The 25,373-nt window shown below is 67.4% G+C and carries 22 protein-coding genes and 1 pseudogene; 14 read left to right on the forward strand and 9 right to left on the reverse strand.

The genetic code is table 11. The features are described from left to right. Together HMPREF3115_RS12235 and HMPREF3115_RS12240 are read right to left on the reverse strand one after the other, a co-directional pair. Nucleotides 1-496, reverse strand: a 496-nt coding sequence (locus HMPREF3115_RS12235; RefSeq protein WP_256276146.1) for an SH3 domain-containing protein, incomplete at its 3' end; no start/stop codon positions are given. A 27-nt stretch (nt 497-523) separates the two neighbouring features. Beyond that, nucleotides 524-952, reverse strand: coding sequence for a hypothetical protein (locus HMPREF3115_RS12240; protein WP_175835614.1), 429 nt, complete (start codon nt 950-952; stop codon nt 524-526). A 359-nt stretch (nt 953-1,311) separates the two neighbouring features. Between HMPREF3115_RS12240 and HMPREF3115_RS12245 the strand changes: the two genes are divergently transcribed. Next, nucleotides 1,312-2,877: a sigma-70 family RNA polymerase sigma factor gene (locus HMPREF3115_RS12245; protein WP_070554556.1), complete on the forward strand. Its 1,566-nt coding sequence runs from the start codon at nt 1,312-1,314 to the stop codon at nt 2,875-2,877. A gap of 148 nt (nt 2,878-3,025) precedes the next feature. Continuing rightward, nucleotides 3,026-3,904 carry a helix-hairpin-helix domain-containing protein gene (locus tag HMPREF3115_RS12250; RefSeq protein WP_070554557.1) on the forward strand — a complete coding sequence of 293 codons (879 nt, stop codon included), beginning with the start codon at nt 3,026-3,028 and terminating at the stop codon, nt 3,902-3,904. 29 nt (nt 3,905-3,933) lie between these two features. On the opposite strand, the gene HMPREF3115_RS12255 is transcribed toward HMPREF3115_RS12250, so the two are convergent. After that, nucleotides 3,934-4,359 (reverse strand): helix-turn-helix domain-containing protein, encoded by a 426-nt coding sequence (locus HMPREF3115_RS12255; RefSeq protein ID WP_006403797.1) that lies wholly within the window; start codon nt 4,357-4,359, stop codon nt 3,934-3,936. Between the two features lie 170 nt (nt 4,360-4,529). Between HMPREF3115_RS12255 and HMPREF3115_RS12260 the strand changes: the two genes are divergently transcribed. After that, nucleotides 4,530-5,018, forward strand: coding sequence for a DUF2938 domain-containing protein (locus HMPREF3115_RS12260; protein ID WP_070554559.1), 489 nt, complete (start codon nt 4,530-4,532; stop codon nt 5,016-5,018). Nucleotides 5,019-5,094: 76 nt separating this feature from the next. Further along, nucleotides 5,095-5,298, forward strand: a pseudogene (locus tag HMPREF3115_RS12265) (EmrB/QacA family drug resistance transporter); the annotation flags it as partial. A gap of 27 nt (nt 5,299-5,325) precedes the next feature. Here HMPREF3115_RS12265 and HMPREF3115_RS12270 read toward each other — a convergent pair. Beyond that, on the reverse strand, nt 5,326-6,840 hold the full coding sequence (locus tag HMPREF3115_RS12270; protein ID WP_059936629.1) for an acetyl-CoA hydrolase/transferase family protein: 1,515 nt from the start codon (nt 6,838-6,840) through the stop codon (nt 5,326-5,328). Between the two features lie 390 nt (nt 6,841-7,230). Between HMPREF3115_RS12270 and HMPREF3115_RS12275 the strand changes: the two genes are divergently transcribed. From HMPREF3115_RS12275 to pip, 8 genes are all read left to right on the forward strand, one after another. Next, nucleotides 7,231-7,911, forward strand: coding sequence for a CDP-alcohol phosphatidyltransferase family protein (locus HMPREF3115_RS12275; RefSeq protein ID WP_070554561.1), 681 nt, complete (start codon nt 7,231-7,233; stop codon nt 7,909-7,911). Continuing rightward, nucleotides 7,908-8,717 (forward strand): HalD/BesD family halogenase, encoded by an 810-nt coding sequence (locus HMPREF3115_RS12280; RefSeq protein ID WP_035487792.1) that lies wholly within the window; start codon nt 7,908-7,910, stop codon nt 8,715-8,717. Before HMPREF3115_RS12275 ends, HMPREF3115_RS12280 begins: the two co-directional genes overlap by 4 nt. Next, on the forward strand, nt 8,714-9,715 hold the full coding sequence (locus HMPREF3115_RS12285) for an HpnL family protein (protein WP_070554563.1): 1,002 nt from the start codon (nt 8,714-8,716) through the stop codon (nt 9,713-9,715). Before HMPREF3115_RS12280 ends, HMPREF3115_RS12285 begins: the two co-directional genes overlap by 4 nt. 43 nt (nt 9,716-9,758) lie before the next feature. After that, nucleotides 9,759-10,526: a phosphocholine cytidylyltransferase family protein gene (locus tag HMPREF3115_RS12290; protein ID WP_006399829.1), complete on the forward strand. Its 768-nt coding sequence runs from the start codon at nt 9,759-9,761 to the stop codon at nt 10,524-10,526. After that, the gene (gene aepX, locus HMPREF3115_RS12295) at nt 10,523-12,211 is read left to right on the forward strand and encodes a phosphoenolpyruvate mutase (protein WP_006403806.1); all 1,689 of its coding nucleotides are present in this window, start codon (nt 10,523-10,525) and stop codon (nt 12,209-12,211) included. The genes HMPREF3115_RS12290 and aepX overlap by 4 nt, the downstream gene beginning before the upstream one ends. After that, entirely contained in the window at nt 12,208-13,392 is a 1,185-nt protein-coding gene (gene aepY / locus HMPREF3115_RS12300) for a phosphonopyruvate decarboxylase (protein ID WP_070554565.1), read from the forward strand. The genes aepX and aepY overlap by 4 nt, the downstream gene beginning before the upstream one ends. Then, the gene (locus HMPREF3115_RS12305; RefSeq protein WP_070554567.1) at nt 13,392-14,456 is read left to right on the forward strand and encodes a 2-aminoethylphosphonate aminotransferase; all 1,065 of its coding nucleotides are present in this window, start codon (nt 13,392-13,394) and stop codon (nt 14,454-14,456) included. The genes aepY and HMPREF3115_RS12305 overlap by 1 nt, the downstream gene beginning before the upstream one ends. 197 nt (nt 14,457-14,653) lie before the next feature. Continuing rightward, the gene (gene pip / locus HMPREF3115_RS12310; RefSeq protein WP_006403811.1) at nt 14,654-15,586 is read left to right on the forward strand and encodes a prolyl aminopeptidase; all 933 of its coding nucleotides are present in this window, start codon (nt 14,654-14,656) and stop codon (nt 15,584-15,586) included. 67 nt (nt 15,587-15,653) lie between these two features. On the opposite strand, the gene HMPREF3115_RS12315 is transcribed toward pip, so the two are convergent. The 5 genes from HMPREF3115_RS12315 to HMPREF3115_RS12335 all read right to left on the reverse strand — a co-directional run bounded on the left by HMPREF3115_RS12315 (nt 15,654) and on the right by HMPREF3115_RS12335 (nt 21,671). After that, nucleotides 15,654-15,926, reverse strand: a complete 273-nt coding sequence (locus HMPREF3115_RS12315) for a hypothetical protein (protein WP_006399824.1) — start codon at nt 15,924-15,926, stop codon at nt 15,654-15,656. Between the two features lie 462 nt (nt 15,927-16,388). After that, nucleotides 16,389-17,291: a DUF1120 domain-containing protein gene (locus tag HMPREF3115_RS12320; RefSeq protein WP_006403812.1), complete on the reverse strand. Its 903-nt coding sequence runs from the start codon at nt 17,289-17,291 to the stop codon at nt 16,389-16,391. Between the two features lie 151 nt (nt 17,292-17,442). Then, nucleotides 17,443-18,291, reverse strand: coding sequence for a fimbria/pilus chaperone family protein (locus tag HMPREF3115_RS12325; protein WP_070554569.1), 849 nt, complete (start codon nt 18,289-18,291; stop codon nt 17,443-17,445). Nucleotides 18,292-18,337: 46 nt separating this feature from the next. Beyond that, on the reverse strand, nt 18,338-18,886 hold the full coding sequence (locus HMPREF3115_RS12330; protein ID WP_070554571.1) for a DUF1120 domain-containing protein: 549 nt from the start codon (nt 18,884-18,886) through the stop codon (nt 18,338-18,340). Between the two features lie 10 nt (nt 18,887-18,896). Next, entirely contained in the window at nt 18,897-21,671 is a 2,775-nt protein-coding gene (locus HMPREF3115_RS12335; protein WP_227747541.1) for a fimbria/pilus outer membrane usher protein, read from the reverse strand. Between the two features lie 2,438 nt (nt 21,672-24,109). Between HMPREF3115_RS12335 and HMPREF3115_RS12345 the strand changes: the two genes are divergently transcribed. Together HMPREF3115_RS12345 and HMPREF3115_RS12350 are read left to right on the forward strand one after the other, a co-directional pair. Next, nucleotides 24,110-24,526: a ubiquitin family protein gene (locus tag HMPREF3115_RS12345; RefSeq protein ID WP_059936604.1), complete on the forward strand. Its 417-nt coding sequence runs from the start codon at nt 24,110-24,112 to the stop codon at nt 24,524-24,526. A 158-nt stretch (nt 24,527-24,684) separates the two neighbouring features. Then, on the forward strand, nt 24,685-25,338 hold the full coding sequence (locus HMPREF3115_RS12350; RefSeq protein WP_081068798.1) for a hypothetical protein: 654 nt from the start codon (nt 24,685-24,687) through the stop codon (nt 25,336-25,338). The last annotated feature ends 35 nt before the right edge of the window (nt 25,339-25,373 follow it).

A 25,373-nucleotide genomic window follows, 5' to 3' on the forward strand; every position in this document is an offset into this window, starting at 1 on the left:
CGCCGGGCGCCGGCGGCTGCAACACGGGCCCGCCTGGCTCGGGGCGCCCGCGCGCGGGCGGGAAGCCGCCCGGGCCGACCCTCGGTTCCGGACGATGCATCCAGCGATCGCGGTCGTGATACCACGGCCGGTTGCGGTAATAGCGATCCCAGTACGCGCCGATCGCGAAGCCCGTAATCGGCACGCCGATCATCGCGCCGTACTCGAGCATCGGCACGTAGCTGCCCTGGTACGGATAGTCGAGCAGTTGCGCGTCGATCCATCCGCGGACGCCCGGCAGCGCGACGTCGCACCACGTGTAGTCGCTCAGACAGCCGAACACGTCGAGCGCGGTGCCGGGCGGCAGCTCCGCGACGACCGGATAGTCGGGCGCCGGCCCGGCGAACAGCTCGGCCGGCGCGTTCGTATAGGCATCGCCCTGCGCATGCGCGACGCCCGGTACGGCAGCCAGCGCAAACGCAATGGCGGACAGGCTGCCGACAATCGTCTTTTTCATGTTGCTCTCCCGCGGCGCGGCCGCGCGTCAGTGCCGATGGCCGCCCCCGTGTCCGCCGCCCCACGGGCGGCCCCAGTGACCGCCGCCGCCGCGCCAGTGGCCGCCGCCCCAGTGTCCCCAGAACCCGAAGCCGATCGCGACCGGCGGCCCGTACCAGGCCGGATAGTACGCAGGGTAGTAATACGGGTACGGCACGTAGGCCGGCGCGACGTACACGGGTGCCGGCACGACAGCGGTGTCGTACGTGGCGGCGCCCGCGGCGTCGGACGACGACGCAGGCGCCGGCGCAGCAGCAGCGGAAGCCGCCGGCGCAACCGGCACTTCGCGCTGCGATACCACGGCCGGCACCGGCGTGTAATACGGCGCATAGCCGTAGGGACTGGTGTAGTAGCAGCCGCCGAGCGTCAGCGCGACCAGCGCGACGACGCCCGGCCTTGCGGCGGAAACGGGACTCATCGGGTACTCCGGCATCCATTCGTGCGCCGCATCGGCGGCGCGCCTGACTCTAGCTTACGTCCCCTGCAGATTTCCGCGGGTATGATCCGTTACTGTTTGTTTCACGGCGCCGCGCGGCGCGCCCCGCGTGGCGCGGCCGCACGCGGATTGCGCCCCGTCGCCGGCAGTAGCGCGCGCCGCGGGTACGGCGCGTGCTCGCGCGTGTGCCGGGCCGACGTTGAAGTCCAGGCGAATGCCCTCACGTTGAATACAGTCGGGCCGGCCGGCGTGAACGAACAGGCGTTCGCGAACACCCGGCGGCCCCCAACCGGCGGGCCTCGGTCCGCCTCACAAGGAACGCGGCCCGCGCCGCCATCGACATGACTACGCCACGCCCCACGTCCCGGGCGGACACGCCCCTCGATCCGATCATCCAGCTGCTCGCGCTGGCCAGCGAGCAGGGTTATCTGACGCACGCCGATCTCGTCGACGCGCTGCCGCCCGAAAGCGACAGCCCCGATGCGCTCGATGTCGTGCGCGCCGCGCTCGCGGACATCGGGATCACCGTGCTCGACGAGCCGGCCGCGCCGCCGCCGTTCGCGGCCGCGCCCGCGGTCGACGTCGATCGCGACGCACTCGAAGAGGGTCGCGCGCTGCTCGGCGATCTCGCGCGCGGCGCGAGCGCGTCGACCGATCCGCTCGCGCTGTACATGCGTCGCATGCACGCAGTGCCGCTGCTCACGCGCGAAGACGAAATCGCGCTTGCGCGCGAGCTCGAAACCGGGCGCCACCAGATGCTGCATGCGCTCGCCGGTTGTCCGCCGGCGGTCGACGCGCTGCTGGCGCGCATCGGCACGACGGCGGCGAGCGCGCCCGACCGCAGCGACGGCGACGCCGACGACGCGAACGACAGCGCCGACGCACCGGCAGCCGCCCGCTTCGACGCGGTACGCGATGCCCTCGCCGACGTGCGGCGCGCGCTGCATGCGCACGGCTGCCGATCGAGCGCCTATCGCGACGCCCGCGATCGTCTCGCGGCCGAGCTCGGCGCGCTGACCTGGGTCACATCGGCCGTCGACGACGCAAGCCGCGTCGTACGCGCGCTTGCGGCCGCGTCGCGCGACGACGCGGCGCGCGCGATCGCCGGCGCGGACGCCGCGTGCTTCGACGCCGTTGCGCGCCGCGCACTGGTCGCGGCGCTGAACGACGGGCAGCAGAAGGTGCGCGACGCGACGCGCGCGATGCTCGAGGCAAATCTGCGGCTCGTGCTGTCGATCGCGCGCAAGTACCTGAACCGCGGCGTCGATCTGTCCGACCTCGTGCAGGACGGCTGCATCGGGCTGATGCGCGCGATCGAGAAGTTCGAATACCGGCGCGGATTCAAGTTTTCGACGTATGCGACCTGGTGGATCCGGCAGGCGATCGCACGTGCGGTCGCGGACCGCGCGCGGACGATCCGCGTGCCCGTCCACGTCGGCGATCAGCATCAGCGCGTGCGGCGACAAGCGCTGCGCTTCCGTCAGCGCACGGGCCGTCAGCCGACGCCGGCCGAACTCGCGGCCGAAACCGGCCTGGAGGAGGACAAGCTGCGCGCGATTCTCGCGCTGCCGGCCGAGCCGGTCTCGCTCGACACGCCGCTGCCGGACGCCGACACCGGCCTCGTCGACCTGATCGAGGACGAAACATCCGCGAGCCCGTTCGAACAGCTGGCCGGCGCGCGCATGCGCGAATGCGTGCGATCGCTGCTGCGTTCGGTCACGCCGGCCGAGGCCGACGTGCTGCGCCGGCGCTTCGGTCTCGGCGGCACCGAGCCGGACACCTACGACGCGATCGCGAAGGATGCCGGGATGTCTCGCGAGCGCGTGCGCCAGATCGAGAAGCGCGCGCTCGCCGCGCTGCGCACGGCCGCCGAAGCCGAAGGCGCGCACGCGTTTCTGGACGCATAATCGTCGTACGCGGCGCGCGTCCGGCAACGTGCAACGTTTGCCATTGATGCACGTCAATCGCCGTTCGACACGCACCGCGACAATCGTCGAAGGACCGGGCGCGCGGCCGCGCGCCCGCCTCCGTTGGTGCCTTCCGAGGTCACTCGCGATGTCGACGCGCAGCAACCCGACGCACGACGAAAACCGGCAGATCGCGGCTTGCCTGCGCGAGGCGGCGCTGCGGCTCGCCGATCAGGGGGCCAATCCGTACCGCGTCGCCGCGTATCGTGCGGCGGCCGACGCGGTCGATGCGCTCGATGGCGGTGCACGCACGCTGTTCGACGCGGGCGGCGTCGAGGCGCTGGCCGCGATACCCGAAATCGGCGCGGGCGTCGCGCAGGCGATCGCGGAGTGGCTCGTCACCGGACGCTGGCGTCAGCTCGAACGCCTGCGCGGCGATCCGGAACGCGCGTCCGCGTTCGAAGCGGTGCCCGGCATCGGCCGCTCGCTCGCGCTGCGGATTCACGACGTATTGCATATCGATACGCTCGAGGCACTCGAAAGCGCCGCGCGCAGCGGCCGGCTCGAAACGATCGCGGGCGTCGGCCCGCGTCGGGCGGCCGGCATCCGCGCGGCGCTCGACGACGTGCTCACGCGCCGCCGCCGCTGGCAGGGCTGCCTCGACGATGCCGGCCTCGGCGCGGAGCCACCCGTCGAATTGCTGCTGTACGTCGACCGTCTGTATCGCCGTCAGGCGGCAGCCGGCACGCTGCCGGCACTCGCATCGACGCGCGCGCACCTGGACAGCGACGTACGCTCGCCGGTGATGCACATGACGAAAGGCGGCTGGCACTTCACCGCGCTCTGTGCGTCCGGCGCGCCCGCATGCGCGTCGGGCCGCACGATGAACTGGGTCGCGCTCTACTTCTACGACGCGCTGCAGCGCGAACATCAGCGCATCGTCGTCACCGAAACGCTCGGTGCGCTCGTCGGCAAACGCATCGTGCGCGGACGCGAGATGGAGTGCCGCGCGTATTACACGCGCTGACCCGCACACGCCCACACGCCCCACCCGCACTAAGCGCGCTCGGTCTTCGCGCGATGCGCAGGATGCCGGTGCGCGGCGACGCGCATCAACTGCCGGAACGACGGACACTCGAGATGGCTCGGCGCCGGACACGACGCCGCGTAGCGCAATGCGTCGCGCACGGCCGCGAGCCGACGGATCGTCCGATCGATCGCGTCGGCCTTCTCCTCGAGCTTCGCGCGGTCGATCGCAGGGCGGCCGTCCGCGCCGAACATCGCGACGATCTCGTCGAGCGAAAAACCGGCCTCGCGGCCGAGCGCGATCAACGCGAGCCGCTCGAGCACCGACTCGTCGTACTGGCGCCGCAACCCGGCGCGCCCAGTCGGCTCGATCAGCCCCTTTTCCTCGTAAAAACGCAGCGTCGACGCAGGCAGCCCCGTGCGCCGCGCGACCTCGGCGATATCCAGTCGTCCCATGCTTGACCTCAAGTGAGCTTGAAGTTGCAAGATAGCCGCCGCGATCCACGACGACAAGCACGACCACCGATGAAGCCCACTTGCCCGCTGCCTGCCGCGCGCCGCGACTGCGCGCCGACGCGTGCGCGATGCCGCGCCGCCCGCCTCGCTCGATCCGGACGAGGTGCAGGATGAGCGCGCCCGCCCTGCTGCTGCACATCGCGGCAATCGGTGTCGGTGCGACGCTGGTGATGGATCTGTGGGCGCTGTCGTGTCGGCACGTGTTCGGCGTGCCGTCGCTCGATCTCGCGCTGGTCGGCCGCTGGCTCGGCCATATGGCGCACGGACGCTTCCGGCACGGGTCGATCGCGGCCGCCGCGCCGCTGCGCGGCGAGCGCGCGCTCGGCTGGGCCGCGCATTACGCGACCGGCATCGCGTTCGCGGGATTGCCGATCGCGCTCGCCGGACCGCACTGGGTCGACACGCCGACGCTCGCGCCCGCACTCGCGGCCGGACTCGTCAGCGTCGCCGCACCGTTTCTCGTGATGCAGCCGGCGCTCGGGTTCGGCATCGCGGCATCACGCACGCCGCAGCCGGCCGTCGCACGGCGGCGCAGCCTCGTCGCGCATCTGTCGTATGGTGTCGGGCTCTATCTCGCGGCGCTCGCGCTCGCCGCCTAGCAGGCGGAAGTCGGGGACGGCACTCGGTCGCCGCCGGAGTCGATCAGGTTGTGCCGCACGCTGCCGAGCAGCCGGACCAGCGTATCGCGCTCGTGCAGGCCATGACCTCGACATAGCGCTGCTCGACCGCACGATCAACCAGCAGGCCGCGATGATCGCGTACCTCAACGATTTCAAGCTGATGTTCGTCGCGACGCTGCCGATGATTCCGTTGCTGCTGCCAATCCGCCCGCCGCGCAAGGGCGCGGACGTCGACGTCGCGCACGCGGCGATGGACTGACGCCGCGTGCGCGCCGCAGCGGCGTGATCACGCCTTCATCGTGCCGGTACGCACGAAGCGCTCGTGCCACGACAGCGCTTCGGCGAGCAGATGCGGCGTGTGCTTGCCGAAGCTCTCGTGCGACGCGCGCTCGAAGTAGTCCTCGAGCATCGGCCGGTAATCCGGATGCGCGCAGGTCGCGATGATCCTGCGTGCGCGCTGCTTCGGCGAGAGCCCACGCAGGTCGGCGAGCCCCTGCTCGGTGACGACCACGGCGACGTCGTGCTCGGTATGGTCGACATGGCTTGCCATCGGCACGATCCGCGAAATCGCGCCGCCCTTCGCGGTGCTCGCCGACATGAAGCACGACAGATAGCCGTTGCGCGCGAAGTCGCCCGAGCCGCCGATGCCGTTCTGGATCTTCGTGCCCATCACGTGCGTCGAGTTCACGTTGCCGTAGATGTCGGCCTCGATCATGCCGTTCATCGCGATGCAGCCGAGCCGGCGCACGAGCTCCGGATGGTTGCTGATCTCCTGCGGCCGCAGCAGGATCTTCTCGCGGAACATCGCGATCTGGTCGGCGAAGCGTTGCACGGCGGGCGGGCTCAGCGACAGCGCGGTCGCCGATGCGAAACGCAGCGTGCCGTCGGCGAGCAGGTCGAGCATGCCGTCCTGGATCACTTCCGTGTATGCCGTCAGATCGGAAAAGCCGGCCGAGCTCAGTTCGGCGAGCACCGCGTTCGTGATGTTGCCGACGCCGGACTGCAGCGGCAGCAGATTCGCGGGCAGACGCCCGCGCTTCACTTCGTGGCGCAGGAAGTCGATCAGGCGCGTGGCGATCTGCTTCGACGTGTCGTCCGGCGCGGAGAACGCGTTGCTGCGGTCGGGCGCGTCGGTCTCGACGATCGCGACGATCTTCTCGGCCGGGCAGCGCAGATACGGCTCGCCGATGCGGTCGTCGCTTTTCGTCAGCGGAATCGGCTTGCGGTTCGGCGGCAACGCGGTGCCGTAATAGATGTCGTGCATCCCGTCGAGGCCGAGCGGCTGACGTGCGTTGACCTCGAGAATCACGTGCTTCGCCTGTTCGAGCCACGTCTTGTTGTTGCCGACCGACGCCGACGGAATCAGCAGCCCGTCCTCGCGAATGCCGGCGACTTCGACGATCGCGACGTCCAGCTCGCCGAACAGCCCGAACCATGCGTTCTGCGCGACGTGGCTCAGGTGGATGTCCTGGTAGTCGACTTCGCCGCCGTTGATCTTGTCGCGCAGCGTCGGGTCGGACTGGTACGGCAGCCGCATCGAGATGCCGTTCGTGCGCGCGAGCGCGCCGTCGAGTTCGGGCGCGGTCGAGGCGCCGGTCAGCACGTTGATCCGGAAGTCTTCGCCGCGCGCATGGGCGGCCTCGATTTGGGCGGCGAGCGCGGCCGGCACGGCCTTCGGGTAGCCCGAGCCGGTGAAGCCGCTCATCGCGACGGTCATGCCGGGACGGATCAGCGCGGCGGCCTGGTCGGCAGTGCGGACGAGCGAACGCAGCGCGGGAGCGAGGATGCGTGATGAAGTCATGGGTGGGATTTCTGACGCGTTTCGGTCTGTCGTTGACGTCGCGGGGGGTGTCTCCTGAGCGACGTGAAGCCCTTGGGGCCGCGTTGGGCGGCCGGCACCACAGGCACGGCCGGAGTATCGCAGACCGCGTCGCCCTGAAATATCCACCGGATGCAAAACAACCTTCCCGAATTTGCCGGATATCCGGCGGCCGATCTGTGACAGGCGCGCGGCAGACCGATTGTGCTCGGCGCACATTTTTCGGGTCTGATCCAGATCAACGTTTCGGACGCGCGCCGTGCGGGTCCGGCCGGCGGCGCGCGTTGTGCGCAATACACGGTAACACTCGCACATGTCGGGACATTGAATGAATAAAAAGCAACAAATTACAAATCCGTATATATTTCGCCGATGGACCACAGAAAAACCGCAACACGCTCCGAGCCACCCCTGCCGCGCACCTGGGATGCGCGGCTCGCGCGCTCGCTTGTCCGGCCGCTCGTCGACACGCCGGTCACCCCGAATCACCTCACTACCGTCCGTCTGCTGATCGGCCTCGCCGGCGCCTGGTGCCTGGCGCAAGGCGGTTTCGGCTGGAGCAACGCGGGCGCGTTCCTGATCGTGCTGTCGAACTTCGTCGACCATACCGACGGCGAGCTCGCGCGCATCAGCGGCAAGTCGAGCAAGATCGGTCATTTTTACGACCTCGCCGCCGACGCGCTCGTGACGATCGCGCTGTTCGTCAGCATGGGCGTCGGGATCGTCGCGCAAGGCGGCCGGATGGCCGCGTCGCCTGTGCTGCTCGGCGCGGCGGCAGGCGCGGCGGTCGCGCTGATCTTCTATCTGCGGATGCGCATCGAATCGTTCGCCGGCAAGGCCGGCACGCGGCAGGCGTTCGTCGGCGGCTTCGAAACCGAGGACGTGCTGTATCTGCTGCCGCTCGTCACGCTGACCGACGGCGTCGAGCCGTTCCTGCTCGCGGCGTCGATCGGCGCGCCGCTGTTCGCCGCGTGGGTCGTCATCGACTGGTGGCGCATCGTCAGGCGCGGCAACGCTCCGCAGAATTCAACCGAAATCCAGGCTTCCAAATGACTCCTAGCACGCGCGACGATTCCGTGCTGGCTCCGGCACGTCCCGCGCCCGCGCGGGCGGCCGTCTCCGACCCCGATCGAACCGTGGCCGCCAGCGTCGGCCGCCTCGACCTCGAGCGCCTGCGCAGCGACTACACGCGCCAGGGCTCGTTCCTGTACCTCGACACGTTCCTGCCGCCCGAGGCGCACGCGAAACTCGCCGACGCCGCCCGCGCGCTGCAGGCCGGCCTGAACCGCAATTACCTGCCCGGCCACAAGCAGGGCGGCAGCGTGAGCCGGCACACGATCGACGAGCAGGCGCCGTACATCGCCGAGCTGTACCGCTCGAAGGCGCTGATCGGCTTTCTCGAACAGATCACCGGCGACAAGCTGATGCTGTCGCCCGACGACGACCCGCACGCGTACGCGCTCTACTACTACACGAAGCCGGGCGACCACATCGGCTGGCACTACGACACCTCGTACTACGACGGCCGCCGCTATACGCTGCTGATCGGCGTGATCGACGAATCGTCGTGCCGGCTCGACTACGAACTGCACACGCGCAATCCGGACGTGCCCGACGAACCGGGCTCCGTGCAGATCGCCGACGGCGGCATCGTGCTGTTCGACGGCGACAAGCTGCGCCATCGCATCACGCCGCTCGGCCAGGACGAGATTCGCGTGTCGCTGACCTTCGAATACGTGACGAACCCCGGCATGCGGCCGTGGAAGCGCTTCATCTCGAACATGAAGGACGCGATCGCGTATTTCGGCTTCCGTCAGGTCTTCAAGCAGCTGGCGCCGCGGCGCTCGACGGGGTCATGACGCGCGCGGGCCTGATTCTGCTGTCCCTCGGGACGGCGCTGTTCATCGCACTGCTCGCGTGGCAGGGCGTCGGCGCGGTCGCGTCGACGCTGCTCGCGGCCGGCTGGGGGCTCGCGCTCGTCGCGGCATTCCACGTGGTGCCGCTCGCGATCGACGCGGGCGCGATTTCGGTGATGTTCCGCCGCGGCCAGCCGGGCGCCGATCTCGGCAACGCGCTGCGCGCGCGCTGGGTCGGCGAATCGGTGAACAGCCTGCTGCCGGCCGGCCAGATCGGCGGCCCGGTGCTGATGGTGCGCCATCTCGCGCAGCGCGGCACGCGCATGGCCGACTCGGCCGCCGCGATCACGGTCAGCACGACGATGCAGGCGCTCGCGCAGATGGCGTTCGCGCTGATCGGCATCGCCGCGTTCAGCCTCTATGCGACGCACGATTCGGTTGCCTATCTGCGCACGCCGGCGCTGATCGCGACGGGCGTGCTCGGCGGCCTCGCGGTCGCGTTCTATGCGGCGCAGCGGCGCGGGCTGTTCGGACACGGGCTGCGGCTCGCGTCGAAGCTGGTCGGCCCGCGCGACTGGTCGTCGCTCGCGACGCGCGCCGACGCGATCGACGATGCGGTCGGCGCGCTGTACCGCGATCGCGCGAAGGTCGCGCAGACCTTCGCCTTGAGCCTCGCCGGCTGGATCGTCGGCACCGTCGAGGTGTGGCTCGCGCTGCACTTCCTCGGTCACCCAGTCGGCTGGCTCGACGCACTGCTGCTCGAAAGCGTCGGTCAGGCGATCCGCGGCGCGGCCTTCGCGATCCCCGGCTCGCTCGGCGCACAGGAAGGCGGCTACCTGCTCCTCGCGCCGCTCGTCGGTCTGCCGCCCGACGCGGCGCTCGCGCTGTCGCTCGCGAAACGCGCGCGCGAACTCGCGCTCGGCCTGCCCGGCCTGCTCTATCTGCATTTCAGTGAAAGAAACTGGCAGCGGCGCCGTGCGCCGCAGCCGCTCGCCGACTGACCGGTCCACGCACCGATCCGCCGGCATTTTGGTTGGAGAACCCATGCGAGCCATCATTCTTGCGGCAGGCCTCGGCTTGCGCCTGCAACAACCGCCCGAAGCGCAGTTTCCGAAGTGCCTGCTGCGCTTCGACGACGTGTCGCTGCTCGAGCGTCATCTGCGCCTGCTCGATGCCGTCGGCGTCGACGAAATCGTGCTCGGGCTCGGCTTCCAGGCCGAGAAGGTCGAGCAGGAACTGCAGCGTCTCGGCCGTCGCGCCGAGATCGTGCTGAACGAGCGCTACGATCTCGGCAGCGTGCTGACCGTGCATACCGTCGCCGATGCGATGACGCGCGGCGGCGACGTGCTGCTGATGGACGCCGACGTGCTCTACGACGACAGCATTCTCCACGCGCTCGTGGCCGATGCGGACAAGCCGGTCGACCGCCTGCTGATCGACCGCGACTTCGAGGCCGGCGACGAGCCCGTCAAGCTGTGCCTGAAGAACGGCGTGCCGGTCGAGCTGCGCAAGCAGCTCGCGGTCGACCTCGACTACGACACGATCGGCGAGTCGGTCGGCTTCTTCCGCTTCACCGAAGGCACCGCGCGCCGCCTCGCGACGATCGTCGCGGGCTACGTCGACAGCGGCCGCGCGAACATGCCGCATGAAGAAGCCGTGCGCGACCTGCTGCTCGAAGGCGGCCACACGTTCGACGTCGCCGACGTCACGGGCGCGCCCTGGATCGAAATCGATTTCCCGAACGACGTCGCGCGCGCCGCGCAGGACGTCCTCCCCCTGATTCAACGCACCACTGCGGGAGCCGCACGATGAATGCACGCGAACCCAACTTCACCGAATCGCGCAGCGCACGCCTGCGCCGCATGCTCGTCAGCGACGAGCTCGAATTTCTGATGGAAGCCCACAACGGCCTGTCCGCACGCATCGTGCGCGAAGCCGGCTTCAAGGGCATCTGGGCGTCCGGCCTCGCGATCTCCGCGCAGTTCGGCGTACGCGACAACAACGAGGCGAGCTGGACGCAGGTCGTCGACGTGCTCGAATTCATGGCCGACGCGAGCGATCTGCCGATCCTGCTCGACGGCGACACCGGCTACGGCAACTTCAACAACGTGCGCCGCCTCGTGAAGAAGCTCGAGCAGCGCGGCATCGCGGGCGTCTGCATCGAGGACAAGCAGTTCCCGAAGACGAACAGCTTCATCGACGGCGAGCGCCAGCCGCTCGCCGAGATCGACGAATTCTGCGGCAAGATCAAGGCCGGCAAGGATTCGCAAAGCGACCCCGACTTCTCGATCGTCGCGCGCGTCGAAGCGCTGATCGCGGGCTGGGGCATGGACGAGGCGCTGCGCCGCGCGAACGCCTATGCGGAAGCCGGCGCCGACGCGATCCTGATCCACAGCAAGCTGTCGCGTCCCGACGAAATCCTGCAGTTCGCGCGCGAATGGAGCGGCAAGGCGCCGCTCGTGATCGTGCCGACCAAGTACTACAGCACGCCGACCGACGTGTTCCGCCAGGCCGGCATCAGCACCGTGATCTGGGCGAACCATCTGATCCGCGCGTCGGCGTCGGCGATGCAGGCCGTCGCGCGCGAGATCCACGAGAGCGAAACGCTGATCAACGTCGAGGATCGCGTCGCGTCGGTCAACGAGATCTTCCGTCTGCAGGACGCCGACGAATACTCGGCCGCCGAGCGCATCTACCTGTCGTCGTCGTCGCGCGCGTCGAACGCGGCGGTCGTGCTCGCCGCGAGCCGCGGCAAGGGGCTCGAAGCCGTCACCGAGGACAAGCCGAAGGTGATGCTGCCCGTTGCCGGCAAGCCGCTGCTGCGCTGGCTCGTCGACGGCTTCAAGAAGCACGGCGTGAACGACATCACGGTGGTCGGCGGCTATCGCGCCGATGCGATCGACACGTCGGGCATCAAGCTCGTCGTCAACGAACGCCACGCCGAAACGGGCGAGCTCGCATCGCTCGCCTGCGCGGCCGAGCGCCTGACCGGCGACACCGTGATCTCGTACGGCGACCTCCTGTTCCGCAGCTACATCCTGCGCGATCTCGCGGAAAGCGAGGCCGAGTTCAGCGTCGTCGTCGATTCGTCGCTGACCGAGCCGACCAACCAGAGCGTGCGCGACTTCGCGTTCTGCTCGGCCGCCGACGACCGCGGGCTGTTCGGCCAGAAGGTGCTGCTCCAGCGCGTGTCGAGCGATGCCGCCGCCGGCACGCCGCACGGCCGCTGGATCGGGCTGCTGAACGTGCGCGGCGCCGGCGTCGAGCGCCTGAAGGCGATGCTCGCGACGCTGCAGGCACGCGCCGATTTCGACACGCTCGACATCCCCGCGCTGCTCAACGCGCTGATCGACGCCGGCGAGAAGATCGAGGTGCAGTACGTGCACGGCCACTGGCGCGGCGTCAACGATCTCGAAGACTTCCGCCGCGCGGGCGACTTCGCGCATGGACAAACGCCGCTGTCCGAACCGGGCGCCGGCAACGGAGGCGCGCAATGATCGAAGCGGCCCAGTTCGTCGAGGCCGCACGCGCACGCGGCTTCGACTGGTACGCGGGCGTGCCCTGCTCGTACCTGACGCCGTTCATCAACTACGTGCTGCAGGACCCGACGCTGCACTACCTGTCGGCCGCGAACGAAGGCGACGCCGTCGCGCTGATCGCCGGCGCGACGCTCGGCGGCAAGCGCGGGATCGCGATGATGCAGAACTCGGGGCTCGGCAACGCCGTCAGCCCGCTCACGTCGCTCACGTGGACGTTCCGCCTGCCGCAGTTGCTGATCGTCACCTGGCGCGGCCAGCCGGGCGTCGCCGACGAGCCGCAGCACGCGCTGATGGGGCCGATCACGCCCGCGATGCTCGACACGATGGAGATCCCGTGGGAGACGTTCCCGACCGACCCCGAACAGGTCGGTCCGGCGCTCGACCGCGCGATCGCGCACATGGACGCGACGGGCCGCCCGTACGCACTCGTGATGCAGAAAGGCAGCGTCGCGCCATATGAGCTGAAGGCGAATCCGGCCCCGCAGCCGCGCGCGCATGTCGCCGCACGGTCGTCGTCGCGTGCGGCGTCGCCCGATGCATGGCCGACGCGTCACGACGCGCTGCAGCGCGTGATCGCGCATACGCCGGTCGACTCGACCGTCGTGCTCGCCTCTACCGGTTTCTGCGGCCGCGAGCTGTACGCGCTCGACGATCGGCCGAACCAGCTCTACATGGTCGGCTCGATGGGCTGCGTGACGCCGCTCGCGCTCGGCCTCGCGCTGGCGCGGCCCGATCTGCGCGTGGTGGCCGTCGACGGCGACGGCGCCGCGCTGATGCGCATGGGTGCGTTCGCGACGCTCGGCACGTACGGCCCGTCGAACCTCACACATGTGCTGCTCGACAACGGCGCGCACGAATCGACCGGCGGCCAGGCAACCGTGTCGCAGCATGTGTCGTTCGCAGGCGTCGCGGCCGCGTGCGGATATGCGAGTGCAGTCGAAGGCGACACGCTCGACGTGCTCGATGCGGCGCTGGCTGCGCCGCGCACCGACGGCGCACAGTTCGTGCGGCTCGCGATCCGCACGGGCGTGCCCGACGGGCTGCCGCGGCCGACCGTCACGCCGGTCGACGTGAAGACGCGCCTGATGCGCCACATCGGCGCCGCCGCCCTGACCGAAGCCCCTGAAGGAGCCCACTGATGCTGCTGCTGAACCCTGGCCCGGTCACGCTGACCGAACGCGTGCGCCGCAGCCTGCTGCAACCGGACCTGTGCCATCGCGAAAGCGAATTCTTCGATCTGCAGGACGAGGCGCGTGCGCGTCTCGTCGCCGCATACGAACTCGATCCGGCCGAATGGACTGCCGTGCTGATGACCGGTTCGGGCACGGCCGCCGTCGAAAGCATGATCGCCGCGCTCGTGCCGAAGGACGGCAAGCTGCTCGTGATCGAGAACGGCGTGTACGGTGAACGCATCACGCAGATCGCGACGCAGTACCGGATCGCACACGACGTGCTCAAGCACGAATGGATGCAGGCGCCCGATCTCGCGCAGATCGCCGCGCGGCTCGATGCAGGCGGCTACTCGCACGTCGCGGTGATCCATCACGAGACGACGACCGGCCGCCTGAACGATCTCGGCGCGATCGCCGGCGTCTGTCGTGCACGCGGCGTGAAGCTGCTCGTCGACGGCGTCAGCAGCTTCGGCGCGGAAGCGATCGATTTTGCGGGCGGCGACATCGATGCCGTCGCCGCGACTGCCAACAAGTGCCTGCACGGCGTGCCGGGCGCGGCGTTCGTGATCGTGCGCCGCAGCGCGCTCGCGAACGCCGCGAGCCGCACCTACTATCTCGACCTCGGCCGTCTCGCGAAGCTGCAGGATCAGCGCAACACGCCGTTCACGCCGTCCGTGCATGCGTACTACGCGCTCGTCGAGGCGCTGCGCGAATTCGACGAAGCGGGCGGTTGGCGCGCGCGTCATGCGCGCTACAAGGCGCTCGCCGATCAGGCGCAGGCCGGGCTCGCCGCACGCGGGATGCCGCTCGTGCTGCCGGAAGGCGCGTCGTCGGTCGTGCTGCGCGCGTACCGGCTGCCGCAAGGCGTCACGTACGAAGCGCTGCACGACGGGCTGAAGGCGCGCGGCTTCGTGATTTACGCGGGGCAAGGCGGGCTGTCGAAGGAACTGTTCCGCATCTCGACGATGGGCGCGATCGAAGCGGCCGACGTCGAGCGGCTGCTGGACGGGTTCAGCGAGCTGACGCGGTAAGCTGCGTCACTTCGTTCGACGAAAGGCCCGTGAGGGCCTTTTTTGTTGGCGCAGCAGCTCTGTCGCGCGCAACACGTCGAACGGCACGAGGTACAGCGCTCCGCTCAGCCCGCTGCGGCTTCCCGATTTTTGCACGCCGAACACACCGCGGCCGTTTCACGCATAATGCCTGCGACCCCGTTCACGAGGAGCCGCCCATGTATCCACCGATCGAACCCTACGCCCACGGCTATCTCGACACCGGCGATGGCCACCGCATCTATTGGGAGCGCTGCGGCAATCCGGCCGGCAAGCCCGCCGTGTTCCTGCACGGCGGCCCCGGCGCCGGCTGCAGTGCCGACCATCGCCGTCTGTTCGACCCGCAGCGCTACGACGTGCTGCTGTTCGACCAGCGCGGCTGCGGACGCTCGACGCCGCACGCAAGCCTCGACAACAACACGACCTGGCATCTGGTCGCCGACATCGAACGCCTGCGCGAGATGGTCGGTGCCGATCAATGGCTCGTGTTCGGCGGCTCGTGGGGCAGCGCGCTCGGTCTCGCGTATGCGGAAACGCATCCGGCGCGCGTCAGCGCACTGATCGTGCGCGGCATCTTCACGATGCGACGCGCCGAGCTGCTGTGGTACTACCAGGAAGGTGCATCGTGGCTGTTTCCCGATCTGTGGGAAGCATTCATCGCGCCGATTCCGCCGGCCGAGCGCGACGATCTGATGGCCGCCTACCATCGACGGCTGACGGGCGACGACGAAACGGCCAGGCTCGAGGCCGCCCGTGCGTGGAGCGTGTGGGAAGGCCGCACGATCACGCTGCTGCCCGATCCGGCACTCGCCGAGCATTTCGCGGACGGCCACTACGCGCTCGCGTTCGCGCGCATCGAGAATCATTACTTCGTGAATCGCGGCTTCGTCGATGAAGGGCAGCTGCTGCGCGACGCGCATCGCCTGGCGGGCATTCCGGGCGTGATCGTTCAGGGGCGTTACGACATCGCGACGCCGGCGCGCACCGCGTGGGAGCTGTCGAAGGCGTGGCCGGACGCGACGCTGGAAATCGTGCCCGACGCCGGGCATGCATACAACGAACCGGGCATCCTGAGCGCGCTGCTCGCGGCGACCGACCGCTTCGCCATGTAGTTCACGCACGAAGGCGCGCGGCACGATGCGGCGCCGCGCGCACCGCGCAAGCGCGCAGACGACGTCGTCACAACGACGCCTCCACCACCGTTCTCCCGCGAATCGCGCGTTCGACGAGCCGCTCGTCGCCGACCTTGCGGATCGCGTCGTCCAGCAGCCCTTCCGGCGCCTCGGTCGCGACCTTCAGCAGCCCGGACAGGCCGCGCGCGTCGAGCACCACCAGCGTCTCCATCGAATCGGCGCGGCTCACGAGCACGCGGCGCCAGGCCGGGCCGGCGCCGAAGCTTGCGCAAAGCGAAATCGTGTCGTTGCCGAGCGGGTAGTCGAAAGTCTTGATCATGATCGGCCGCCGTTGCAATGGACTGACGACGCGCGAGGGCGCGGCGCCAACACGTCGACGCACCCGCGCGTGCAATCGGCGCCGAACCTCCACCTACCGCGGCCGCCGACACCGTCATGCTAGGCGCGCAGTATTAACGAAGACTTAAACATCGCCCGCCGCTTGCGGCCAGCGTCGTCATGCACCGGGAAGCAATGCGGCCTGCAAAGCCGGCGCGTCGATTGCGATACCGCGCTCTCGCGGCACGGCGACCGCGCCGCAAGCCATCCCGACGTGAAAGACCCCCGCGAACGGCGCGACCGCTCAAAAGACAGCGCCGCCGTGATCGCAGGATCGCGACCACGGCGGCGCACGCTACATCGGCGTGGTCGCTCGCCTGAGCGGCACGACGACATGTGCGACGCGACCGCGTCCGTTGTCGTGCCCGGGTTCGCCTGACCGGCGAGCGATTCCGCGCCTAGATTAGATATAGACGAGGTCGAACGTCGCCTGACCATCCAGCTTCTCGGCCGTACCGGTACCCAGTTCGCTTGCCGAGTTCAGCATCGCGCGCACCTTGATCGGGAACGTGAAGTTCGTCCCGTTGATCGCATGCGCGACGCCGCCGCCGACGACCGCCATCGACAGTGCATTGCCGATGTTGAATGCGTTCACCGCCGAATACTTGAAGTTCTTCGCGATGTACAGACCGGTGTCGCTATCCAGCTTACCGAGCATCCCGCTGCGCGTGATCCACAGCCCATGCGATGCGTTGAAGCCCGGCACCATGCCGGCGATCGACTTGTACGTCGAATCGGCAATGCCGCCGACGGCCGGCATCCAGTCGCTCAGCGAGACGCCGGTCGTGACCGCCAGGTTCGTGAGCGAGCCGAGGCCGCCGCTCGTCGAACCCGAGACCTTCGCCGCACCAAGCTGCATCGAGTACGCGCCGATCTTCGCGCCCTTCGTCGTCTTGCCCAGGCCGAACAGCTGGTCGTTCCAGCCCATGATGCCGCCGCCCTGATCCGCGAGGTTCGGCACCAGCCAGCTCATCACCGTGTCCTTCGAGTTCGTCAGCAAACCGCGATTGACCTGCGTGCCGTTCCGGTTGTCGGTGACCTTGAACGCGATGAACGAAGGCGACGTACAGGCGATGCGCAGCGACGTCTTCTTCTCGCCGACCTTGGTGAAATCCGCGCGGGGCGACACCTGGCCGAAGTCGATCGTGCTGCCGCCCTCGAACGTCGGCGTGCATGCCGGCGGAACGATCGTGCCCGTGACCTTCAGCACCGCGGACGACTGCGCGAATGCCTGAGGTGCTGCGGCCAGCATCGCGACGCCGATTGCGATCGCGCCCAGCGCCGGATTCAGTTTCATTCGATTCATTGCTGCTCTCCTGTTGTATAGCAGATTGCTCAAAAATATCCGATAAAGAATGGCATCAATATCGGATGTGACAGATTCTATTGATCAGTGATCCAAATTTATATAGAACAAGTTCTAAATTGCCTGACGACGTCCGCGACCGGCCCGATTGTCATCGCGATGCCGAACCGCTTTGCGCGGCGTTCGTTTGATGGCTGCCTGCGGGCGTTTCGATCCGCGCCTCGTAGATGTCGGCCATGTAGCCGTAGCTCGTTGCCGGCTGGAAGCGAATCGACGTGGCGCCCGGGAAGAGCTTCAGCATCTCTTCGATTTCGGCCTTCGCTTCGGCCGTGATGGCAGTATCCTTTGCGGACGGCGTGCGCGGCGCGCCCTTGCGTTTGTCGTCTTTCGGCATCATCACGTAGGTCGCCTGACCGGGCAGCATGTACGTGTTCGGAAGGTACGCCTGCTTCTTCGTCGGCAGCACCTCGACGGTCGCGCCGAGACGCACGACGTACGGGCTCGGATTCACGACGCGCAACTTGCCGTCGACGGCTTCCCACTTCAGCAGCTTCCACGGCTCGCGATTCCCCGCGAGCCCTTTCGGGTGCATGATCACCGGCAGGTTCTGACGAACGCGAATCGCGACGATGCTTGCGTCCGGGTCCTTACGTTCGCCGATCGTGTCGAAGACGACGCGCGCGAGCCGCTCGGTCTTCAGCGGCGTCCTGTTTGTCAGGATGAAACGAACCAGCTGCGTCTGACCGGGGTCGACGCGTGCGACCGGCGGCGTCACGGTGAACAGCTTCTCCTGATCGTCAGGCACGTGCTCGATGATCGTGTACAGCAGCGCCGATTTGTCGTCGGTGTTGCGGACTTTCATTGCGGTTTCGCCGACGGCCTCGTCGATCAGAACGACGGACGTTTCCGGCACCATGCCGGCCGCATGCGCGGGTGCTGCCGGGACGGCAGTCAGAGCGATCGGCAGCAGTGCCGACAGAATGCGATTGATATGAGACATCAGTCCTCCATATGGTTTGAAAAGAGCGAAGTTGAACGAAACGCGCTCACGGCGTGGAAACGACGCTGAAGCGCGGCTCGGACGTGACCGTCACCTCGCCGCTCAGCGTCGTCTCGGCCGCTCGAAATGCGTCGATCCGGATAAAGACGTCGAGACGTCGGCCCGCTGCCGGACGATTGGCGTCGTACGGCACGAGCATGTCGCCCGGCATCAGGATCAGCGGGGCCGGCGTGACTGCCGCCGCATCGCCGCCTCGCGCAACGCCCGCCATCACGTCGCGCCCGTCGAGCGCGACGCGCGTCACGGTGACCGTGTAGCGGGCTACGTCCCCGAGCCGGATGCTGCCGTCCACGGACGGGACGCCGTCGAAGCGGATTGCCGCGACGCTTTCCTGTCGGCACTGCACGGCGAGCGCCCGGCTCGCCGACGCGACCGGACGGCGATCGGCACCGCGCGGTGCGCCGACGCGGTCGCCGAATACGCGCCCGAAATCGACCTTCGGATCGTTGACGGCGATCGCGCAGCGTTCGGCGCGGGCAAGCGTCACACCGCCCAGCACGAACGCCGCGATTGCCAAAGTGCGAATCGTGTTCATCGAATACTCCCTAGTTGGGATGGGAATCGGCATCGCAGGTCGCGTCGATCTGTGCGACGGTCGCGTCCGCGCGCAGCGCGTCGGGCACCTGAAACTGCAGGTTGCACCGACCGCCGCCGGGCAAACGCGCGACGAGCGGCCCTGCCGGGTTCTGGTCGAGATAGACGACGCCGTCGCCGACGGCAGTCGTCACGTACTGGTCTTTCTCATCGCGAATCGATGCGCCGACCGGCAGCGGGCTCCCGTCTTGCAGATGCACGTTGAGCAGCATCCTTTTCGTCCGGCGCACCTCGATGTCGACGAAGTTCACCGATCCGCGTCCCGCATTGAGCTCCGCATAGCCGTTCCGCACGTCCACGTCGCGCGGCAACGTCTCGGTACGGACTACCGTGCTGACCTCGGTATACGCCGGAATGCTGCCGATCACGGCCTTGCCGCGCGGATCGGTCCACACGATGCCCGCGGGCGTGCTGATGCTCACGCCCGACAGTTCACCGGTCGACACGATGCCGAACGTTTCGCCGATGCTGTACGGCGACAGCGTGACGCCCGCCTTCGTCGCGACGATGCCGCCCTGCACCTGTGCAGACAGCGATCCGCTGTCGCGCTGCGCCGAACCGCTGATCGACACCTGCGTGTAGCGCGGCCACAAGCTCAGCGTCGCGAATCCGCGCTCGCTGCCGCTGTGCTGCCCACGCTCGACGCCGATGTTGTAACTGACGAAGTCGTTGACGGTCTGGCTCGCGTTCACGCCGCCGCGCAGCATGCCGCCGTTGCGCGTCACGTAAGTGCTCGTGTGAACCGGTCCAAGCGGAAAACTCAGCGACGCGTAAATCGCTGTATCGTCGCCGGTCGTGCCGCGGCCGAGCGAACGGTCGACGTTGATCGACAGGCTCGCTCGCCCGAACTGACGATTCCAGGACGCGGCAACGTGCTGACCGGAGAAGCCGGCGTACGTCGAGAAGCGATTGAACGACGCCGACAGCGCGCCGAGCTGCTTGCTGTTCCAGCTCGCCGAGCCCGACATCACGTCCCGGATCCGGTAGTGGCGCATGATCTCCCAGTACGCCGAACGGCGAACGGTATCGGGCACGTCATACAGCGTGTCGGACAGCGAGCGAAAGCCGATCGTCTGTCGATTCGCCTGCACGTTCATCGATATGTCGCCCGGCAGCTGCGCAGACAACGAGAGTCCGACGCTTGCGCCGCGCTCGCCGAGCGTCGGTGAACGACTGAGCTGTGCGTTGTTTCCCATCGATACGCTGTTTCCGAACAGCGGCATCGAATGGCTGACGCCGACACCCTGATGGCGCGACGAGACAATCGCGCCGGCCACCACGCTCGACCGCCGGCCGACGTTCCATCCCTTCGCGACGGAAACCACGATCGGTCGCGCCATGTCGCGCGGCCCGCGATACTGGTACACGCGTCCGATTGCGAGCGACAGCCCGAGCGGTGCGCCGCGCGGCGCGACGAGCGAAGCAGGCGGCACCGTGAAGCTGCGCTTGTTGTTCGCGTCGTCGATCAGCGTGACTTCGATCAGCGACGAGCGATCGATCAGCGTCACGTTGCGCAGCAGAAACGGCCCGGCCGGCACCAGCGTCGTGTAGATCAGAATGCCGGCCTGCCGGACCTCGACACGCGACTGCTGCGTCGCGACGCCGCGAATCGTGCTGCCGCCGTCGCTGGCCGCAAGTGCGTCGTCGGGCAAGATCTGCACGCCCTCGATCGGCATGCCGCTGACCACGGGGTTGCGGATCCCGATCTGCCCCGCCTGCACCAGATAGCCGGTCTCGACGTCGGTTTTCTGCGCAAACGCGTACGGCATCTGAAACTCGGCCTGGCCCTGCTGCCGCCAGTACGTCTGCGCGCTGCGCACGACCCAGTCGCCGAGATTGAACCCGGCTTCGGTATCCGCGGACAGGAACGTCGCGGTACTGCTGCCGCTCGAGCGACTGCCGCCGGCGACGACGTTGTAGTTCAGCATCGCGCCGGCACCGCCGGACGACGCGTTATCGCCGGGACGCGGCCGGGTCAGCGCGTCCGCCGGCACGACGATTTCGACCATATCCTTCGCCGAATCGGCGCTGACTTCGGTCTGCGGCTGAAACGTCCGATAGTCGTAGCAGTTCGCGGCGAACGGTTGTGCCAGCCGGCGTTCGGATTCGGCAACGCGACGCGCATCGTTCGCTGCGGCACCCGCCGCGTCGTTGCCGCGCGATGCCGATCCGTCGGTGCCCGATTCGCGTGTGTCGACCGTCTCCGGCTCCGCAAGCAGCGGCTGCTGTCCGCTCAGAAATGCGAGCAGGCTCCACCGGCGCGGCGGTGTGAGTTCGTCCGGCAGGCGCAGGCGCGCGCGGCCGATCAACGTGCGGTCGAAGCAGACGTTACCGCGATCGTCGAAGCGAACGTCGACCGTGCCGCGCGGTTGACCGTTGACGGACAGCGACACACGATGCACGCCGCCGACGAAGCGCGGCTTCTCCGCAAAGTACTGGGCGAGCGCCGGATCGAGACCGCGCTCCTTCAGCGTCTCGATGTCGAATTCGACACGCCGTGCGGGTACGGTCGTCGTCGGCTCCGCAAGCGCGTCGGCCGGTTCCGTCGGTGTGGCGTCAGGCTCGGATACGGTCCCGACGCGTCCCGCTGGCGTGGCGGCAGGCTCCGACACCATCCCGGCCGGCGCGGGCATCGCGTTGCAAGCCACGCCGGCCGAGACGAGCGCCAAGCCGACGACGACGAACAGGAGCCTGATACCGACGGCAGAGAGGATGCGGGCAAACACGCTTCGCAACGTGGCGTGCCTCACAGGCGGTGGTGCCGATTCACGGCGCGTCGACTTCAAAATATTCACTAACGATTCAAATTACGGCGGCGATTCTTTCATGTCACCCTCATCGCAAAAATAATACGAGTTCGAAATTTCCGTTTAGAAAATATAGACTCGTCCTAATAGGTCGAATTTCCATCAAAATCGCCAAGTATCTGGCAAATTTATAATGTCAATTTTTGATATAGAGACACGCCACGAATCGCTAATTAATAAATAGATATAACAAACTGTTAAATGGATATAACAAACTATTAAATAGATATAACAAAGTATTGCGATTTGCCGGCGCGACTAGCGCTGCAGCCGCCCCGCGCGGAGACGGAGGCCGCGCGCGGGCTGCAGAGCGTACGGGCTCTGCCGGCCGCGGCGACTGCGCCGAATGAACGGGTCGGCTTTCGGCAGCGAACGACCGCGCGCTGCAATATGCAGATGCCGGCCGGTCAACTTATGTTGCAGTGCTACGAGACTCGCAGCGATCGCCTTTAGGCTTTCACGCAATTCGAATTCGTCCACGCGCAGTTATGTGCCTCAGGACAATCCGACTTGCATTCGATTTGTCTAAATTGCGCAATTCATTCGTATTGAAACGTTTGCGCGTATGCAGAACAGCGTTTAATTGTGTTAATTCAATCTTGCACTTCGAGGAAAAGCGGTCAGACGGTCGTTTTCATAGATGGCGACGTCGGCATCGCACCGCGTACACGACGATGGAAGCAGGAACGCTCGAGCAACTGAAGCACTTCCACGTCGATGCTGTTCGGCTTCCGGTTGATCGCGCGCTGGACTCGAGCGGCGCCGCGAACGCGTGACGGAATGCGCGTCGCAACGTAGACGGCATTCGATGCGCGGGACGCGCGCCGTCCCGGCCCCGGCTGAGCACGCGTCGCGACTCAACGTATGCGACGCGGTGCGCGACGCCGTCGCCGGGCCGCCGTTCGATCGCGGCATACGCAACCATACGGTCGAGCGCGTGCTCGTCGTAGCGGCGCGATCGAAACGGGTTCCCGGTCGCCCGCGTTGCAACCGCCGGTTCGCTCGACAAGATCGGCGGTATGACGTGGGTCCGCAATGGCGGCGTCAATTCGACGATGCTGTCCATCGGCGCCGACACGGCAACGATGCGGTCGGATCACGAACATGCGCGGCAGTGACTCCGCGGGATGCGCACCTTGCTATTGGACGTCCCGCGCAGCCTATCTGCCTGTCGTCGGCGCCCGTGACAACGGCAAGCCGCCCGGCCCTGTCTGCAGCTCGCGTCCGGCAAGAACTCGAGCGCGTCAATCGACAATCCTTGCATGCGTGAGCCCGGCACCGCCCATTCGTCGGAACAAGCCTGCCGCCGCCGCTCCGCCCGCCGCACACCCGGCGTTGTGCCGCTTGTCGGGCGCGTTACAGGCAACGCCCACTACACGCGGCCGATTCGCCGCGGTCGCCAATGTATGACGGGCCGCGTCGCCGTGTTGAGATCGAACGCGCCACTGAATCGTGCACACTGCTTCGCCCCCGCGCGGCGTCTCCGAACCCTCGGGTCGTCATAGTCGACCGGGCCGCCTCCATCGACGAACGTGATACCGGTCGCACACCACTACGCAACGCCGGAAGTTCGCCGCGCAGCGTCGCCATGCCGGCGCGCCCGCACGTGCGCATTGCGGGGTCTGGTCCAAGCGCCGCCACGATCGCGAGCCGCCGCAACTCAACGACGAACGAAAGTCCTCGGACCCGTCGCGACATACCCGGCCGCGACTGAAAACCGCATACGAAACGGGTGCGGCGAAATAGTGCAATCAATGTACCCGGCGAGCATTTTTCTTTTCGTCTGTACGCCAGATAACAATCGCTGCCGATAATGAAACTCATTTTAAGTCGAAAACGTTTTCCGATCCGCGTTGCATTTTTTACTTCATCATACCTGTTTGAAGGCTAATTCCGTCCGATCTATCGTATGGAAATACCTTGTTACAACCGAAATAGAAATTTTGATTTGCGAACCATCCGACAGCGTCATGTAAGGTACCGCACCGACGGCCTCGAATCATCTGATCCATTACCCCGCATAAGCCCGCCGGGCCGGGCTTTGCAGGCAAATCTTGCTTTTGTCTGCCGTTATTTTCCGGCACAAAATCCCCGCGTTCCGGGACCATAATTTGCGAGCCGATCAATCTCTACCGGCGCATTCCAGGCGCACCGGCAATATCGCCTTTAATCATAATTAAGCGAGAAATTCGGTTTCATCTGATTTCGCATTTAATACAGGCCGATAATCCGTCCCATCAGTGCGACACACAGTTGTTTGTTAAAAACCCTTCGTGTATCAATAGCGTGTCGCGAAATTACGCCGGCATTTTTTTGTTCTGAATAATCACGCACCCCCAATCCGGACGGAGGCCGCAATGTCATCCTCGCTTCGCCAGCACGCTGGTCCTTTTATCGCGGTGGTCATGTCGGCGCTGTGCGCGGGCGCGTACGCGCAAACGAGCGCGACCGCCTCGGCGCCGGATACGGGCCGCTACGTGATCTCGTACGTGTGCGGCGACACGCAGATCGACAGCAGCGCGCCACTGCCGCCCGACGGCCGCCCGTACAACCTCGGCGTGACCTTCGTGTCCGCGCAGACGGGACAGCCGCTGTCGAACGTGCAGGTTCGGCTCCGACGGCACGGCCGCGTGCTCGTCGAATTCAACGCAACGGGCCCGCGCTGCCTGTTCAGTCTTCCGGAAGCGAGCTACCGCGTCGAGGGGACGTACGAGGGCTCGATGCAGTTCGCGATCGTCGAAACGGGATCGCTGACCGCGCAGCTGCGATGGTGAACGGCACGCCGTGCCGGCCCACCGGCGAAGCGCGCGACGACGCCGCTCGCCAATAACGACATCGATCAGAGGAGCAGTGAATGACCCGTGCAGAACGACCGGACGACCGTGCCGTCTCCCCGCAGAAGCCGACCTGGGGACCCGGAAAGAACGCCGCATTGAGCATCGTCGCGTTTGCCGCGATCTTCGGCGGCTTCGCGTACATCGAGCGAGATGCGCGCGTCGGTCATGGAGGCGCCTCGCACGACATCTCCGGCGCGGTCGGGAACGCGGCCGACAAGACGGGCAAGGCCGTCGTCGCAGCAGTGTCCGGCGCGCACTCGGCGTCCGCGATCGAGCTCGCGCAAAACGCGCCGCCGGGCGCGCCTGCGTCTGCGTCTGCCTCGATATCGGCCGCCGTGCCAGCGGCCGTCTCGAACGCACGGACCGCCGCGCCGCCGCAGGCGGCCGACGCCGCGTCGACACCCGCGGCGCTCGCCGCGACCCCGCGTACGGGAACGACGTCGAGTCACTCGACGACGCGTCGCCGCGACGCGCATCGGCCGCGCGCATCGGTGCTCGCGAGCACGCACAAACGCTCGTATGCCGCGCCGAAGCACGAGCGCTACGCCAGCGACGCCGCACAGATGGAGCCGGCGGCCGTGTCGCGCGACGAGGTGGAAGGCGCACGCGCGCTCGCGCGGGCGCGCTGGTGCGCGCAGCTCGACCAGTGGGATTGCGTCGAGCAGAACGCCAGCCGCGCGCTTGCGATCGACCCGATGAACAGCGAGTCGCGCGCATTGCTCGGACAAGCTATCCGCAATCGCCTTTAAGGCGACCTAGCGCAGCCGGGGCCCTAATCCCGGCC

Origin of the sequence: Burkholderia sp. HMSC10F09, assembly GCF_001806955.1 — a bacterium.
Classification (GTDB): Bacteria; Pseudomonadota; Gammaproteobacteria; order Burkholderiales; family Burkholderiaceae; genus Burkholderia; species Burkholderia multivorans.

What these genes read in the sequence shown, in the direction of transcription:
- HMPREF3115_RS12260 (WP_070554559.1), top strand. Translation starts at nt 4,530, where the DNA reads ATGAGCGCGCCCGCCCTGCTGCTGCACATCGCGGCAATCGGTGTCGGT.
- aepY (WP_070554565.1), top strand. Translation starts at nt 12,208, where the DNA reads ATGATCGAAGCGGCCCAGTTCGTCGAGGCCGCACGCGCACGCGGCTTC.
- pip (WP_006403811.1), top strand. Translation starts at nt 14,654, where the DNA reads ATGTATCCACCGATCGAACCCTACGCCCACGGCTATCTCGACACCGGC.
- HMPREF3115_RS12330 (WP_070554571.1), bottom strand. Translation starts at nt 18,886, where the DNA reads ATGAACACGATTCGCACTTTGGCAATCGCGGCGTTCGTGCTGGGCGGT.
- HMPREF3115_RS12280 (WP_035487792.1), top strand. Translation starts at nt 7,908, where the DNA reads ATGACTCCTAGCACGCGCGACGATTCCGTGCTGGCTCCGGCACGTCCC.
- aepX (WP_006403806.1), top strand. Translation starts at nt 10,523, where the DNA reads ATGAATGCACGCGAACCCAACTTCACCGAATCGCGCAGCGCACGCCTG.
- HMPREF3115_RS12275 (WP_070554561.1), top strand. Translation starts at nt 7,231, where the DNA reads ATGGACCACAGAAAAACCGCAACACGCTCCGAGCCACCCCTGCCGCGC.
- HMPREF3115_RS12305 (WP_070554567.1), top strand. Translation starts at nt 13,392, where the DNA reads ATGCTGCTGCTGAACCCTGGCCCGGTCACGCTGACCGAACGCGTGCGC.
- HMPREF3115_RS12250 (WP_070554557.1), top strand. Translation starts at nt 3,026, where the DNA reads ATGTCGACGCGCAGCAACCCGACGCACGACGAAAACCGGCAGATCGCG.
- HMPREF3115_RS12245 (WP_070554556.1), top strand. Translation starts at nt 1,312, where the DNA reads ATGACTACGCCACGCCCCACGTCCCGGGCGGACACGCCCCTCGATCCG.
- HMPREF3115_RS12325 (WP_070554569.1), bottom strand. Translation starts at nt 18,291, where the DNA reads ATGTCTCATATCAATCGCATTCTGTCGGCACTGCTGCCGATCGCTCTG.
- HMPREF3115_RS12255 (WP_006403797.1), bottom strand. Translation starts at nt 4,359, where the DNA reads ATGGGACGACTGGATATCGCCGAGGTCGCGCGGCGCACGGGGCTGCCT.
- HMPREF3115_RS12320 (WP_006403812.1), bottom strand. Translation starts at nt 17,291, where the DNA reads ATGAATCGAATGAAACTGAATCCGGCGCTGGGCGCGATCGCAATCGGC.
- HMPREF3115_RS12270 (WP_059936629.1), bottom strand. Translation starts at nt 6,840, where the DNA reads ATGACTTCATCACGCATCCTCGCTCCCGCGCTGCGTTCGCTCGTCCGC.
- HMPREF3115_RS12315 (WP_006399824.1), bottom strand. Translation starts at nt 15,926, where the DNA reads ATGATCAAGACTTTCGACTACCCGCTCGGCAACGACACGATTTCGCTT.
- HMPREF3115_RS12290 (WP_006399829.1), top strand. Translation starts at nt 9,759, where the DNA reads ATGCGAGCCATCATTCTTGCGGCAGGCCTCGGCTTGCGCCTGCAACAA.
- HMPREF3115_RS12345 (WP_059936604.1), top strand. Translation starts at nt 24,110, where the DNA reads ATGTCATCCTCGCTTCGCCAGCACGCTGGTCCTTTTATCGCGGTGGTC.
- HMPREF3115_RS12240 (WP_175835614.1), bottom strand. Translation starts at nt 952, where the DNA reads ATGAGTCCCGTTTCCGCCGCAAGGCCGGGCGTCGTCGCGCTGGTCGCG.
- HMPREF3115_RS12285 (WP_070554563.1), top strand. Translation starts at nt 8,714, where the DNA reads ATGACGCGCGCGGGCCTGATTCTGCTGTCCCTCGGGACGGCGCTGTTC.